We start from the raw sequence: 13,755 nt of genomic DNA on the forward strand, positions 1-13,755 counted from the left end.
ACCGACACCTTGTCACACCCTTCTTTCAAAGGGCGAACCGAGCGCCGAGGATCTGGTGACTGCAGAAGCGAACCGTTCGGTCCGTCGCTGCGGTGACACCCCTCTAGGCGGGGTCCCTGATTCGGTCAAACGCTTTTTTGCACTTTTCTTTCAATCATGCGGCAAAAGCGTCTTACGGGCGTTGTGGCCGCCTCCCCTGCCCGTGTCAGCAGGGCGGGGAGACATCCGCCAGATCAATGCGCCAGTAACACCGGGACGGGGCTGTGGTCGATCATCGTGTCGGTCGTACCGCCGAACATCGATTCGACCCAGCGTGGATGATCAAACCCGCCCATGACGAGGTAACTCGCCGTACGGCTGGCGAGCACGGTGCGCACGATGTCGGTCACCTTGCGGCCACGACCATCCTCGATCTGGACGCTCGCTTCGATCCCGTGGCGCGAAAGATAGCGCGCAGCCTCCACGGCAGGGGTCTTGACCGAGCCGTCATCGACCTGGAGCAACGTGACCGATGCGGCGAACGCAAGCAGCGGCAGCGCGGCACGCATCGCCGCTTCCGCCGGGTCGGACCCGTCCCACGCGATCACCACGTTACCGCTCAGGTCCAGACGGGATGCACCCTGGGGAACAGCCATGACGGGCCGCCGTCCCTTGGCGACCAGTTCACCCGTGATCTCGCTCATGTCGGGATACCAGCTTCCGTCGAGACGACGGTTGACCACGATCAGATCGGCAAGTTTCGCCGCCGCGCGGATGCACGTCGCCGGGTCGCCGGTCGCATCGACCCAGTCGTAAGGCACATCTTCATGCTCAAGCCGCGCCTTGAGCGCGACGGCATTGCGTGATTCACGCGCCTTCTCGTCTTCGAGCAGTAATGCGTCGCCGCCTACCCCCATATACTCCCCGACGAACACGGGGACGGTGACGACATCGACGCAGGTAAGATGCCCGCGTACCGCGCGGACGATATCGAACGCGACCTGCAGCCGCGCTTCCTGGCCGTCATCGTCGTGAACAAGCACCAGAATATTCTTCATCGACCGTCTCCCGTGTCAGCATTGCCATGAATGCTACGGCGCGCGGCAGAGACGGAGAATCGGGAAAAGTACGGAGGGCAGTACCGCGGTCAGCGCCGGCGGCGCCGCAAGCGTCGGAGCAATCCGCCCTTGGCAATGCCTTCCAATGCGGCACCCGGCCCTTCGGCATCGAGCACCTCGTTATCGGCAAGCCATGCCTCGACGACCGTCAGATCGGGCGTCTCATACGGGCGGAGTGTCTTGCCCTGCCCCCGCAGCGCCTCGATCGTATCGATCAGCGACCCCGTCTCGGCAAGCTTCTCCCGGACCTGTTCCACGGCACACCCCAGATGTTCCGCGAGCAGCCCGTCACGAATACCGGTGATGACCGGGCCGTATTGCTCGTTCCCGGGGCTGGCGGTCGAGATCGTCACGTCGCATTCGGTGTCGAGCCGCATCGAGCGGTTGTTCATGTTCGACGACCCCACCCGCAGGCTGACATCGTCGACGATCATGATCTTGGCATGGACGTAGATCGCTTCCCCCCCCGCGGTATGCGCGTGGTAGATACGGAACCGGTGGTTCGGATCCCGTCGGCGCAGCGTCTCGTAGAGCCGCGCCCGTGCGGTATCCATCGCGAGCGGTTCGAGCCAGCCTTGCGCGGACACGGGATTGATCAGCACGATCTCCGGACCATCGGGTTCGTCGAGCCGCTTGGCGATCGCCTCGGCAATCTTGCGCGACGCGAAATACTGGCTCTCGGCGTAGATCGACCGTTTCGCGCTGGCGATCTGCTCGAGGTACAGGCGTTCGATCTCGATCACCGGCTCGCAATCGGGCATTTCGGGTGCACTGCGCGCAATCGCGACGGTTACCTCGCCGAAGTGGCGCTCGAGCGCGTCCGGCCAACAATCGCTGCCCCCGCGTACGCGCTCGATCGGGTGGCCACCTGCCCGCTCCCACCGCATCCGGGCGTGATCGCCGAGCGCCGCCGCGACCGGGCCGGTCAGCGCGGTGGTGGCATCGTGCCACGGCTTGTACGGCTTGCCATTGGGCTGGCGCCGGCCGGGTTCGTCATCGCGGTGTTCGCGGGTGTCCCAGCGATCGCCGGTCATGTCGATCCCGCCACAGAAAGCGAAGCAATCATCGATCACCACGATCTTCTGATGATGCGATGCGGCGGGCGGATGCTTGGCGTCGAGCTTGGTGTGGATCCGCGGGTGGCGCATCCATTTGATCACCGTGAACAAGGTCCGCCCGCGGAACAGCGTCTTCATCGCGCCGAGATCCCAGCGCAGCAGGAACACCTCGAGCTCGGGATTATTGTCCACCAGCCAGAGGATGAAATCCCCGACCCGTGACGGCGCATCCCGCGCCTCGTCGCTGGTCCCTAGCTTGATCCGTGCGTCGAAATCCCAGCCAATCAGCATGATCCGCTTGCGCGCCTTGAGCATCGCCGAGCGCGCGTGGCGGAAATAATCGTCCGCATCGACGATGACCGCCGCGGCGGTCGCCTGCTCGATCCGCCAGCACGTGTCGCCGGGGCGAAGCGACTCGGTGCCAGGGTCAGTCATGAACGGCGCACAGCCGGACGCGGACGGGAGAAGCGATCCATGTCGCGCCCTTACGCGAAACCGGCGGGGATGAGTCAAGAATTTCGCTTCGCCCCCGTCAGCCCGGCGGCCCGCCGCGAATTTCGGTTGCACCTTGGGACCGGATGGCTGGCTCGCGTGTTTGAGCGCTCGACCCCGTGCACTGCACGATCGGCATTCTTCCCACCGTCAAACCTGCGCGACATCGCCATCAAGGAGTTGCTTCATGGACATCACCGACCTGATCCTCGACGACCATCACCAGATCCGCAAACTGTTCGCGCAGATCGAGCAGATCGACCGCAAGGACGTCGACTCGCTCAGCGCCATCTGGGGGCGGCTCAACGCGCTGCTCGATACGCATGCCGAAGCCGAGGAACGCTTCTTCTATCCGCGGCTGATGCAGATCGGCACCGGCGGCAATGACGCGGACAGCGCCGAAGAGGAAACCGAAGATGCGATCGAGGATCACAACGCGATCCGCGACGCGTCGAGCGCGGTCAACAAGGAAGAAGTCGGGTCGGACGCCTGGTTCGAAGCGATCGGCAAGGCGAACGAGGAAAACGGTGACCACCTCGCCGAGGAAGAACGCCAGGGGCTGACTGATTTCCGCGAGCATGCGACGCTCGAGGAGCGGCATGATCTCGCGGTCAAGTTCGCGGCGTTCAGCGCGGCGCACATCACCGGGGTCAAGCCGGTCGACAAGGACCCGGACCAGTGGCTCGCGGACCACGCCAAGAAGTAACCCCTGCCCTCCCTCCCCAGGAGAAACCCGATGTCGAAGACCACGATCGCAGATTTGTTCGCCCAGACGCTCCATCTTGCGGGGGTCGAACGGATCTACGGCGTGGTCGGCGACAGCCTCAACGGGCTGACCGAGGCGATCCGTGCGCAGGGCAAGATCGAATGGATCCACGTCCGCAACGAGGAAGCCGCGGCGTTCGCCGCCGGCGCCGAGGCACAACTGACGGGCAAGCTCGCGGCGTGTGCGGGATCGTGCGGGCCGGGGAATATGCACCTGATCAACGGGCTGTATGACTGCAACCGAACGCGCGTGCCCGTTCTCGCGATCGCGGCGCAGGTGCCGAGTGGGGAGATCGGCTCGAATTACTTCCAGGAGACGCGGCCCGAGGCGTTGTTCCGCGAGTGCAGCGTCTATTGCGAGACGATCAGCGACGCGGACCAGATGCCACGCACGCTCGACACCGCGATCCGCGCGGCGGTAGGGCATCGCGGGGTTTCGGTCGTTGCGATTCCGGGCGACGTTGCTTTGCGCACGACGACGGGGACGCTCGCGCGATCGGCGGATGCGTTGCTGCCGGTCGCCCCCGTCATTACGCCCACTGCGGGCGAGATCGCGAAGCTGGCGGGGCTGCTCAATGACGCGGGCAAGGTCACGATCCTTGCCGGGCGGGGCTGCCGCGACGCGCATCCGCAGCTGATCCGGCTGGCTGCTGCGTTGCAGGCGCCGGTGGTCCATGCGCTCGGGGGCAAGGAATGGGTCGAATACGACAACCCCTATGACGTCGGGATGACCGGGCTGATCGGCTTTGCCTCGGGCTATGATGCGATGATGGCGTGCGACACGCTGCTGATGCTCGGCACCGATTTCCCCTATCGCCAGTTCCTGCCGAACGAAGCGAAGGTTGCACAGATCGACCTTCGGCCCGAGAACCTCGGGCGGCGGACCGCGATCGATCTGGGGCTGGTTGGCGATGTTGCCGCGACGATCGAGGCCGTGCTGCCACAGCTGCGCAATGGGCGCGATCGGGACTTTCTCGACAAGTCATTGAAAAGCTATATAAAAGCCCGTGAGGATCTCGACGAGCTGGCGGATGGCAAGCCCGGCAGCGGGATTCTCCACCCGCAGCATGTCGCGCGGCTGGTGAGCGAGATGGCAACCGAGAATGCGGTGTTCACTGCCGATGTCGGTACGCCGACGGTGTGGGCGGCGCGCTATCTCAAGATGAACGGGCGCCGCCGGCTGATCGGATCGTGGAACCACGGGTCGATGGCGAACGCCCTTCCGCAGGCGATCGGCGCGCAGGCGGCATCGCCGGGGCGGCAGGTCGTGTCGCTGTCGGGCGACGGGGGCCTCGCGATGTTGATGGGCGAGTTGCTGACGGTTCGCCAGCTCGGGTTGCCGGTCAAGATCGTCGTCTTCAACAACGGGACGCTCGGGTTCGTCGAGATGGAGATGAAGGCGGCGGGGCTGGTCGAAACGGGCGTCGCGCTCGACAACCCCGATTTCGCGGCGATGGCGCGCGCGATGGGGATGTACGCGGTCCGCGTCACCGACCCGGGCGATCTCGCGCGCGGCGTGCGCGAGGTGCTCGATCATCCCGGCCCCGCGTTGCTCGACGCGGTCACTGCACGCGACGAACTGTCGATGCCGCCCAAGATCACGCTCGAGCAAATGAAGGGCTTCACGCTGTATATGGCGAAGGCGATCCTCAGCGGGCGCGGCGACTCGGTGATTGAGTTGGGCAAGACCAACGTCGGCCTGTTGAAAAACTTATTCTGAGCCGTTTTCCCGCGAAGGCGGGAATCCAGGGTTGCGCAGAACGACGCTGGTTGGCGCTTGCGACCCTAGGCTCCCGCTCTCGCGGGAGGACGGAAGCGCGTTGGAAACAGACTACAGCGTACCGCGTCTCAAATACTCCAATAACAGTCTCATTCTGAAGGAAAAAGCGATGGACTATCTCAAGCTCGGCATGACCGGCCTAGACGTCTCGCGGCTGTGCCTCGGGTGCATGACCTACGGCATTCCCGATCGCGGCAACCACGCCTGGACACTCGACGAAGCGACCAGCCGCCCGATCCTGCAGAAGGCGGTCGAGGCGGGGATCAATTTCTTCGACACCGCCAACGTCTATTCGGACGGCACGTCAGAAGAGATCGTGGGCCGCGCGCTCAAGGATTTGACGCGGCGCGAGGAAGTCGTGATCGCGACCAAGGTGCACGGCCGAATGCGCCCCGGTCCGAACGGTTCGGGGCTCAGCCGCAAGGCGATCATGACCGAGATCGACGCAAGTTTGACCCGTCTTGGCACCGATTACGTCGATTTGTACCAGATCCACCGCTTCGATTCCGAGGTTCCGATCGAAGAAACCCTCGAAGCGCTGCATGACGTCGTGAAGGCGGGCAAGGCGCGCTACATCGGCGCGTCGTCGATGTACGCGTGGCAGTTCGCGACGATGCTGCACGTGTCGGATGCGAACGGCTGGACGCGCTTCTCGACGATGCAGGATTATCTCAACCTGCTGTACCGCGAGGAGGAGCGCGAGATGCTGCCGCTGTGCGAGGCGGAAGGGATCGGGGTGATCCCGTGGAGCCCGCTGGCGCGCGGTCGCCTGACGCGCGACTGGGATGAAGCGACCAACCGCTCGGAGACCGACGAATTCGGCGCGACGCTCTACAGCCACACCGCCGACGCGGACCGCCGCGTGGTCGAGCGGGTCGCCGAGATCGCCAGGGAACGCGGCGTGCCGCGCGCGCAGATCGCGCTCGCCTGGGTGCTCGCCAAGCCTGAAGTCACCGCGCCGATCGTCGGGGCGTCCAAGCCCGGCCATCTCGACGATGCGATTGCTGCACTCGAGATCGGGCTGACCGAGGACGAGATCGCACGGCTCGAGGAACCCTATGTGCCGCACGCAGTGGTTGGTTTCGCATGAGCATGAAGACGGTCGCACTGCCCGATGGCACGATGGTCTCTGCGCTCGGGCAGGGCACGTGGAACATGGGGGATTCAGCCGAGACGCGCACGGGCGAGATCGCGGCACTGCGCGAGGGGATCGAGCGCGGGATGACGCTGATCGACACCGCCGAAATGTATGGCGATGGCCGGTCCGAGACGCTGGTCGGCGAAGCGATCGCGGACGTGCGCGACCAGGTGTTCCTCGTCAGCAAGGCGCTGCCGCAAAATGCGTCGCGCGCACGGCTGCGCACGGCGTGCGAGGCGAGCCTTGCGCGTCTCGGAGTGGAACAGCTCGATCTTTACCTGCTTCACTGGCGTGGCCCGGTGCCGCTGGCCGAGACGGTCGAGGCGATGGAGCAGCTGGTCGCGGAGGGGCTGATCGCGCGGTGGGGAGTCAGCAACCTCGATGCCGACGACATGGCCGAGCTGCACGCAGCGGGCGGTGCCGCGTGCGCGACCGACCAGATCCTCTATAATCTGACGCGGCGCGGACCCGAGCTCGACCTGCTACCGTGGCTGACCGACCATCAAATTCCGGCCATGGCGTATAGCCCGGTCGAACAGGGGCGGTTGCTCGGGAACGCGACCTTGCGGACGATCGCCGCCGAATTCGATGCGACGCCTGCGCAGGTGGCGCTTGCGTGGGTGCTGCGCGATCCGTCGATGATCGCGATTCCCAAGGCGGGGTCGGTTGCACACGTGCGCGACAATCACGCCGCGCTCGAACTCGTGCTCTGTCCGGTGTTGCTCGAGCGGCTGGAGGCGGCGTTTCCGCGCCCCAGGAAACCACGCCCGCTCGAAATGCTGTGATCGCGGCGAGGGCGCAAAGAAAAAGCGGCCGGTCCTCGGGAGGACCGACCGCTTTCTAATCCTTCAGGCCGAGAAACCTCAGCCAGCCGCGGGCGAACGACGCCCACCGCCACCGCCGCCGCCGCCAGCCGGGCGACCACCGCCCGCCGGACGACCGCTGCCACCCGGACGACCACCACCGGCCGGACGACCAGCGCCTGCCGGACGGCCTGCGCCACCCGCCGGACGACCTGCGCCGCCTGCACTATACGGACGGCTGCCGCCGGCAGGACGCTCGCCGGTCGGGCGCGCGGCATGCGTTGCGCGCGGCGGCGCACGGTGACGACCGCTCTCGTCGCGCGGACGATCGCTGACGTCGGACCCGGCCGGGCGTGCTGCCTTGATGCGGGCGGCTTCGGCCATGAAGCCCTCGGGGAGCTTGACCATGTCGGGCTTGACGCGCGTCAGCTTCTCGATGTCGCGCAGGTAGCTCCGCTCGTCATCGGCGCAGAAGCTGATCGCGATGCCCGATGCGCCGGCGCGTGCGGTACGGCCGATGCGGTGGACGTACTGTTCTGCCACGTTGGGCAGCTCGAAGTTGAAGACGTGGCTGACGCCCGAAACGTCGATCCCGCGTGCCGCGATGTCGGTCGCGACCAGGACCTTGACCTTGCCGGTCTTGAACTCGCCGAGCGCGCGTTCACGCTGCGGCTGGCTCTTGTTGCCGTGGATCGCGTTGGCGGGAATGCCGTTCGCGCCCAGCAGCTTCACGACGCGGTCCGCGCCATGCTTGGTCCGCGTGAAGACGAGGCAACGCTCGATCGCGCCGTCTGCCAGCAGCATGGTGAGCAGCGCCTGCTTCTCGCCCTGGTTGACGAAGTACACATACTGCTCGACGCGTTCGGCCGTGCTCGACACCGGCGCGACCTTGACGGTCGCGGGATCGGTAAGGAACTGGTCGGCGAGCTCGCGGATCGCGTTCGGCATGGTGGCCGAGAAGAACAGCGTCTGGCGCACGCGCGGCAGCATCTTCACGATCTTGCGCAGCGCATGGATGAAGCCGAGGTCGAGCATCTGGTCGGCTTCGTCGAGCACGAGGATCTCGAGCATCGCAAGGCTGACCATCCGCTGCTCGATCAGGTCGAGCAGACGGCCCGGCGTGGCGACGAGGATGTCGACACCGCGGCTCATGTCCTGGCGGTTCTTGTTGATGCTGGTCCCGCCGAACACCGTCGCGACGGTCATCTTCGAGAACTTCGCGTAATCGCGCGCGCTATCGGCGATCTGGCTGGCGAGTTCGCGCGTCGGCGCGAGGACAAGCATGCGGCAGTGCGTCGGCAGGACGCGCTTGTCGGCGGCGACGAGACGCTGGATCGACGGCAGCACGAACGCGGCGGTCTTGCCGGTGCCGGTCTGCGCGATGCCAAGCAGATCGCGGCCTTCGAGCAGCATCGGGATCGACTGCGCCTGGATCGGGGTGGGGGTGGTATAGCCCTTTGCTTCGAGCGCGCGGACGAGCGGCTCGGCAAGGCCGAGATGTGCGAAAGACATGAAAGTGTATTCCATTGCATGTGCCATGGACGCACGTTCTCGACGCGCGGATGGCGGGGGGAGGATTTGACACCCCGCGTGAAAAGGGAAGTCCGTTTGGTAACGACCGAGGCGGAGCTGGGACGATAAAGTCCGATCACGCTGCATGACGCTTCGATGAGCGCCATATGGCCGAGGCGGGGGCGGAAGTCAAGGTTGGGCGTGGCGCGCGTGCGGCCGTGATCCCGGCGGAGGCCGGGGCCGTTGTCTTCATGTCCTTCAGTTGCTGTCAAACGCGGCGGCCCGGGCCTTTGCGAGACCTCTGCATAAAGGCAATCGGCGGTTTGATCGTCACCCCTCGCCCCAAAGGCTGCCGTCATGCTGAACTTGTTTCAGCATCCACCGCGCAGCAGGCCTGGTCCGGACTCGCGGAGGGCTGGATCCTGAAACAAGTTCAGGATGACGGGCGGTTTTGCAGAACGCTCGCCGCAGAACTCTGGTTTGTGCCGGGGTGACGGGCTTAACGATCAGCCGACCCGGTTCGCCTCCAGCCCGGCGCGGAAATCATCCGGCAGCGTGGTCAGCCCGCCACTCGCGCTCATCACGATCACGACGTCGCAGGTCGCGATGCACGCCCCGCGCTGGAATGCCGCCGCCAGGATCTGCCAGCTGCGATTGCCGACCTCGCCGATCCCGGTCGCGACCTCGACGTCATCGGGGAAATACGCCTCGGCAAGGTAATTCACCTCGACGCGCGCGACCAGCCAGCGATGCCCCGACCACCCCGCCAGATCGAGCGACCGATTGAATCGCACGCGCGCGCTTTCGAACAGCGCCGCCATCGCGACGTTGTTGATATGGCCGAGCACGTCGAGATCCTGGAACCGCGTCTGGATCGTGGTGGTGTGCGGATAATGCGCAGGGTCCTGCCGCGCGGGATCGGGCCGCGCCATTCAGCGCGGCGCCATCCGGATCGCGCCGTCGAGCCGCACGTCCTCGCCGTTGAAATAGCTGTTCTCGACCATCGCGAGCGCGAGCTTCGCATATTCCTCGGGCTTCCCCAGCCGCTTGGGGAAGGGGACCGAGGCGGCGAGATTGTCCTTCACCTGCTGCGGCGCGCCCTGCATCAACGGCGTCTCGAAGATGCCGGGGAGGATCGTGTTGACGCGAATCCCCTCCCCCATCAGGTCGCGCGCGATGGGGAGCGTCATGCCGACGACGCCGCCCTTGGACGCGGAATAGGCCGCCTGCCCGATCTGCCCATCCTCGGCGGCAACGCTTGCGGTCATCACGATCGCCCCGCGCTCGCCGTCCTCGCCGGGATCAAGCGTCAGCATTCCTGCGGCCGACTTGGCGACACAGCGGAACGTGCCGACGAGGTTGATCTGAATGAGCCAGTCGAACGCCGCCAGGCTGAAATGCTTGATGCTGCCGTCTTCCTTGGAGCGGCTTGCGGTCTTCATCGCATTGCCGGTGCCCGCGCAGCAGATGAGGATCGATTCCTGCCCGTGCGCGGCGCGCGCTTTCGCGAACCCCGCGTCGACCGAGTCCTCGGAGGTGACGTTCACTTCGCAGAAGGTGCCGCCGATCTCGGCGGCGATCGCTTCGCCCTTCTCGGTCTGCATGTCGAAGATTGCGACTTTGACGCCTTTGGCGGCAAGCGCGCGCGCGGTTGCGGCGCCGAGGCCGGAGGCACCGCCGGTGACGACGGCGGCGGTCGTGGAGTCTAGGTTCATGTCGGAGTCCTTCCCGTGAAACAAGAATGCCCCTCCCCTTCAGGGGAGGGGATGGGGGTGGGGCGTGCCTCGCAGAGAGGTTTGCCCTGCTGGACTTCCCCACCCCAACCCCTCCCCTGAAGGGGAGGGGCTAAGTGAGATCAGAGCCGCTCGATGATCGCGGCGGCGGCGGTGGTGGAGTCTAGGTTCATGGTGTTTCCTCCCTGCGAACAAGAACGCCCCTCCCCTTCAGGGGAGGGGATGGGGGGTGGGGCGTGCCTCGCAGAGAGGTTTGTTCTGCTGGACTTCCCCACCCCAACCCCTCCCCTGAAGGGGAGGGGCTAAGTGAGATCAGAGCCGTTCGATGATCGTAACGTTGGCGATCCCGCCGCCCTCGCACATCGTCTGCAAGCCATAGCGCCCGCCCGATGCGTGCAGCGCATGCACCAAGGTCGCCATCAGCTTGGTTCCCGATGCCCCGAGCGGATGCCCCAAAGCAATTGCCCCCCCGTTGACGTTCAACCGCGCATGATCCGCCCCGGTATGCTTGAGCCACGCGAGCGGCACCGGCGCGAATGCCTCGTTGACTTCGTACAGGTCGATATCCGCGATCTTCATGCCAGAACGCTGGAGCGCGCGGTCGGTGGCGAACAGCGGTTCCTCGAGCATGATCACCGGGTCGCCGCCGGTAACCGTCAGGTTGACGATCCGCGCGAGCGGGGTCAGCCCGTGTTCCTTCAAGGCGCGTTCGCTGACGATCATCACCGCCGACGCGCCGTCGCAGATCTGGCTGGCGTTGGCGGCGGTGATGTTGCCGCCTTCCTGCAACAGCTTGACCGAACCGATGCTCTCCAGCGTCGCGTCCGCGCGGATGCCTTCGTCGGTGCGGTGGCTGATGATGCCGTCGGGCGTCTCGACGTCGAGCGCGAGGATCTCCTTGTCGAATGCCCCCCGCTCGGTCGCGGCGGCGGCGCGGCGGTGGCTTTCGACCGCGAAGGTGTCGAGCTGCTCGCGGGTGAACCCGTGCTTCTTGACGATCATCTCAGCGCCCATGAACTGGCTGAACATAATGCCCGGATATTTCTCCTCGAGCAGCGGCGACTTGTAGTTGCCCAGCCCCTCTTTCATGAACAAAGTTGCGGTGGTGCCCATCGGCACGCGCGTCATGCTCTCGACCCCCGCCGCGATCACCACGTCCTGCGTTCCCGACATGACCGCCTGCGCGGCGAACTGCATCGCCTGTTGCGAGGAACCGCACTGCCGGTCGATCGAGACGGCGGGGACGCTGTCGGGCAAATTCTTCGCCGCGAGCACCGCGTTGCGCCCGACCTGCCCCGCCTGCTGCCCGCCCTGCATGACGCACCCCATGATGACGTCGTCGACCGCCGCACCGTCGATCCCGGTGCGTTCCACGATCGCGTCGAGCACCGATGCCGCCATGTCGACCGGATGCCAGCCGGCGAGCTTTCCGCCGCGCTTGCCGCCGGCGGTGCGCACTGCGTCCACGATATAGGCCTCGGCCATGCTCGACTCTCCATAAGGGTTGTATTTTGCAACTGTCTTGCCCTGAATGGCGACGGCGGGCAAGAGTGCGGTTGCATACCCAAGGCTCGAAAGGACATTCCATGACCGTCAGCGAAGCCATCGCGGCGCGGCGATCGGTACGCGGGTTTCTGCCGACGCCGGTCGATCCGGCGGTGTTGTACGGGATCGTCACCAGGGCGGCGCGGGCGGCGACCGGGGGCAATCTCCAGCCGTGGCATATCGACCTGCTGACCGGCGCGCCGCTTGCTGCGTTGAAGGAATCAATCGCCGCCAAGCTATGGCGCGGCGAGACCGAACAGCCGGCCTACGCCATTTACCCGCCCGAACTGGTCGCGCCATACCGCGATCGGCGTTTCGCGGTGGGCGAGGCGTTGTACCGCGAACTCGGTATCCCGCGCGAGGACAAGGCGGCGCGGCGACTGTGGTTCGCGCGCAATTTCCAGTCCTTCGGCGCACCCGCGGCGTTGTTCTGCAGCGTCGACCGGCGGATGGGGCCGCCGCAATGGTCCGACCTCGGCATGTATCTGCAGAGCGTGATGCTGCTCGCGGTCGAGGCGGGGCTGGCGACCTGCGCGCAGGAATGCTGGGCGATGTATCCCGACACGGTCGGCGCGGCGATCGGGATGCCTGCAGAACGGATGCTGTTCTGCGGGATGGCGATCGGCGTTGAGGATACCGCGGATCCGGCGAACGCGTTGCGCACCGAGCGCGCAGATCCGGCGGAATGGCTGACGGTGCATGACTGAGCCCCCCATGTCCGTCACGCCCCACCTGTAAGGGAATGACGGACAGGGCAGGCATCGCCGCCCCTGCCCCTCAGTTCGCGAAGAGCAGGACCGGCGTTTCCAGATATTTGCGCAGCGCCTGGACGAAGCTCGCGGCATCCCAGCCATCGACCACGCGGTGATCGCAGCTGATCGACAGGTTCATCAGCTTGGCGCGGACGATCTCGTCGCCGACAAATACGGGCCGCTCGACGATCTTGTTCGGGCCGATGATCGCCACTTCGGGCCGGTTGATGACGGGCGTCGTCGCGATCCCGCCAAGCGGGCCGAGCGAGGTGACGGTCAGCGTGCCGCCGCCCATTTCGCTTGGCGCGAGCTTGTTTGCGCGCGCGGCTTCGGCGAGGCGGACGATCTCGGTCGCGAGTTGCCACACGTTGCGGTCCTGCGCGTCGCGGATGACGGGGACGGTGAGGCCCGCGTCGGTTTGCGTCGCCATCCCCAGATGCACGCTGCCGTGCCGCGTGACCACGCCCGCCTCATCGTCATAGCGCGCGTTGAGCATCGGGAAGGCCGGGATCGTCTTGCAGATCGCGACGATCAGCAGCGGGAGCAGCGTCAGCTTGGGGCGCCCGCCGCGGTTGGCGTTGAGGTCGGCGCGCATCGCTTCCAATGCGGTGACGTCGATCTCGTCGACATAGGTGAAGTGCGGGATGGCGCGCTTCGACGCGGCCATGTTCTCGGCGATGCGGCGGCGCATCCCGATGACCTTGATCGCCTCGTCTGGGCGGGCGTTGGAGGCGTGCGGGGCGTGATAGCCCTGCCCGCTGCCGTAGCGGAGAAACGCGTCGAGATCGCTGTGGCGGATGCGGTCGCCCTCGGCCTTGATCTGGGAGAGATCGACGCCAAGGTCGGCTGCGCGCGCGCGGACCGCGGGGGACGCGAGGACGCTCTTCTTCCCCCTCTCCCCTTCAGGGGAGAGGGTCGGGGAGAGGGGCTGTACTGGGTTTGCGAGCGGGACGTTCGTTGATGCGTGGGGGGGGGGCCCCCCCCCCCCCCCCCCCCGGGGGGGGGGGGGGGGGGCGGAGGCGGGGGGGGGGGGGGGGGGCAAGAAGGTGATGGAGGAAGGCACACCCCCGCCCCCCCCGC

12 protein-coding genes are annotated in these 13,755 nt (G+C 66.1%); 5 read left to right on the plus strand and 7 right to left on the minus strand.

The genetic code is table 11. The annotated features are described in order from the left end of the window. Positions 1–233 precede the first annotated feature (233 nt). Together ABIC17_RS20175 and ABIC17_RS20180 are read right to left on the minus strand one after the other, a co-directional pair. On the minus strand, positions 234–1,037 hold the full coding sequence (locus ABIC17_RS20175; RefSeq protein WP_354284953.1) for a universal stress protein: 804 nt from the start codon (positions 1,035–1,037) through the stop codon (positions 234–236). A gap of 89 nt (positions 1,038–1,126) precedes the next feature. Further along, a complete protein-coding gene (locus ABIC17_RS20180) occupies positions 1,127–2,590 on the minus strand; it encodes a phospholipase D-like domain-containing protein (protein WP_354284955.1) in 1,464 nt (487 codons plus the stop codon). 244 nt (positions 2,591–2,834) lie between these two features. Here ABIC17_RS20180 and ABIC17_RS20185 point away from each other — a divergent pair, with 244 nt between their 5' ends. The 4 genes from ABIC17_RS20185 (at position 2,835) to ABIC17_RS20200 (ending at position 7,115) form a co-directional block, all read left to right on the plus strand. Continuing rightward, a complete protein-coding gene (locus ABIC17_RS20185) occupies positions 2,835–3,353 on the plus strand; it encodes a hemerythrin domain-containing protein (RefSeq protein WP_354284957.1) in 519 nt (172 codons plus the stop codon). Between the two features lie 30 nt (positions 3,354–3,383). Then, positions 3,384–5,132, plus strand: coding sequence for a ubiquinone-dependent pyruvate dehydrogenase (gene poxB / locus ABIC17_RS20190; protein WP_354284959.1), 1,749 nt, complete (start codon positions 3,384–3,386; stop codon positions 5,130–5,132). A 169-nt stretch (positions 5,133–5,301) separates the two neighbouring features. Beyond that, positions 5,302–6,282 carry an aldo/keto reductase gene (locus ABIC17_RS20195; protein WP_354284961.1) on the plus strand — a complete coding sequence of 327 codons (981 nt, stop codon included), beginning with the start codon at positions 5,302–5,304 and terminating at the stop codon, positions 6,280–6,282. Between the two features lie 2 nt (positions 6,283–6,284). Continuing rightward, positions 6,285–7,115, plus strand: coding sequence for an aldo/keto reductase (locus tag ABIC17_RS20200; RefSeq protein WP_354284973.1), 831 nt, complete (start codon positions 6,285–6,287; stop codon positions 7,113–7,115). A 78-nt stretch (positions 7,116–7,193) separates the two neighbouring features. Here ABIC17_RS20200 and ABIC17_RS20205 read toward each other — a convergent pair whose 3' ends face one another. The 4 genes from ABIC17_RS20205 to ABIC17_RS20220 all read right to left on the minus strand — a co-directional run bounded on the left by ABIC17_RS20205 (position 7,194) and on the right by ABIC17_RS20220 (position 11,863). Next, complete coding sequence (locus ABIC17_RS20205) at positions 7,194–8,645, minus strand: DEAD/DEAH box helicase (protein WP_354284963.1); 1,452 nt, start codon at positions 8,643–8,645, stop codon at positions 7,194–7,196. A 506-nt stretch (positions 8,646–9,151) separates the two neighbouring features. Beyond that, positions 9,152–9,577: an acyl-CoA thioesterase gene (locus tag ABIC17_RS20210; protein ID WP_354284965.1), complete on the minus strand. Its 426-nt coding sequence runs from the start codon at positions 9,575–9,577 to the stop codon at positions 9,152–9,154. Beyond that, positions 9,578–10,360, minus strand: a complete 783-nt coding sequence (locus ABIC17_RS20215) for an SDR family NAD(P)-dependent oxidoreductase (RefSeq protein ID WP_354284967.1) — start codon at positions 10,358–10,360, stop codon at positions 9,578–9,580. Between the two features lie 330 nt (positions 10,361–10,690). Continuing rightward, on the minus strand, positions 10,691–11,863 hold the full coding sequence (locus ABIC17_RS20220; protein WP_354284969.1) for an acetyl-CoA C-acetyltransferase: 1,173 nt from the start codon (positions 11,861–11,863) through the stop codon (positions 10,691–10,693). A gap of 101 nt (positions 11,864–11,964) precedes the next feature. Between ABIC17_RS20220 and ABIC17_RS20225 the strand changes: the two genes are divergently transcribed. Beyond that, positions 11,965–12,630, plus strand: a complete 666-nt coding sequence (locus ABIC17_RS20225; RefSeq protein WP_354284971.1) for a nitroreductase — start codon at positions 11,965–11,967, stop codon at positions 12,628–12,630. Between the two features lie 70 nt (positions 12,631–12,700). On the opposite strand, the gene ABIC17_RS20230 is transcribed toward ABIC17_RS20225, so the two are convergent. After that, a partial coding sequence (locus ABIC17_RS20230) for a dihydrolipoamide acetyltransferase family protein (RefSeq protein ID WP_502958518.1) occupies positions 12,701–13,755 on the minus strand: 1,055 nt, incomplete at its 5' end.

It is taken from the genome of Sphingomonas sp. PvP056 (genome assembly GCF_040549155.1).
Lineage (GTDB): Bacteria > Pseudomonadota > Alphaproteobacteria > Sphingomonadales > Sphingomonadaceae > Sphingomonas.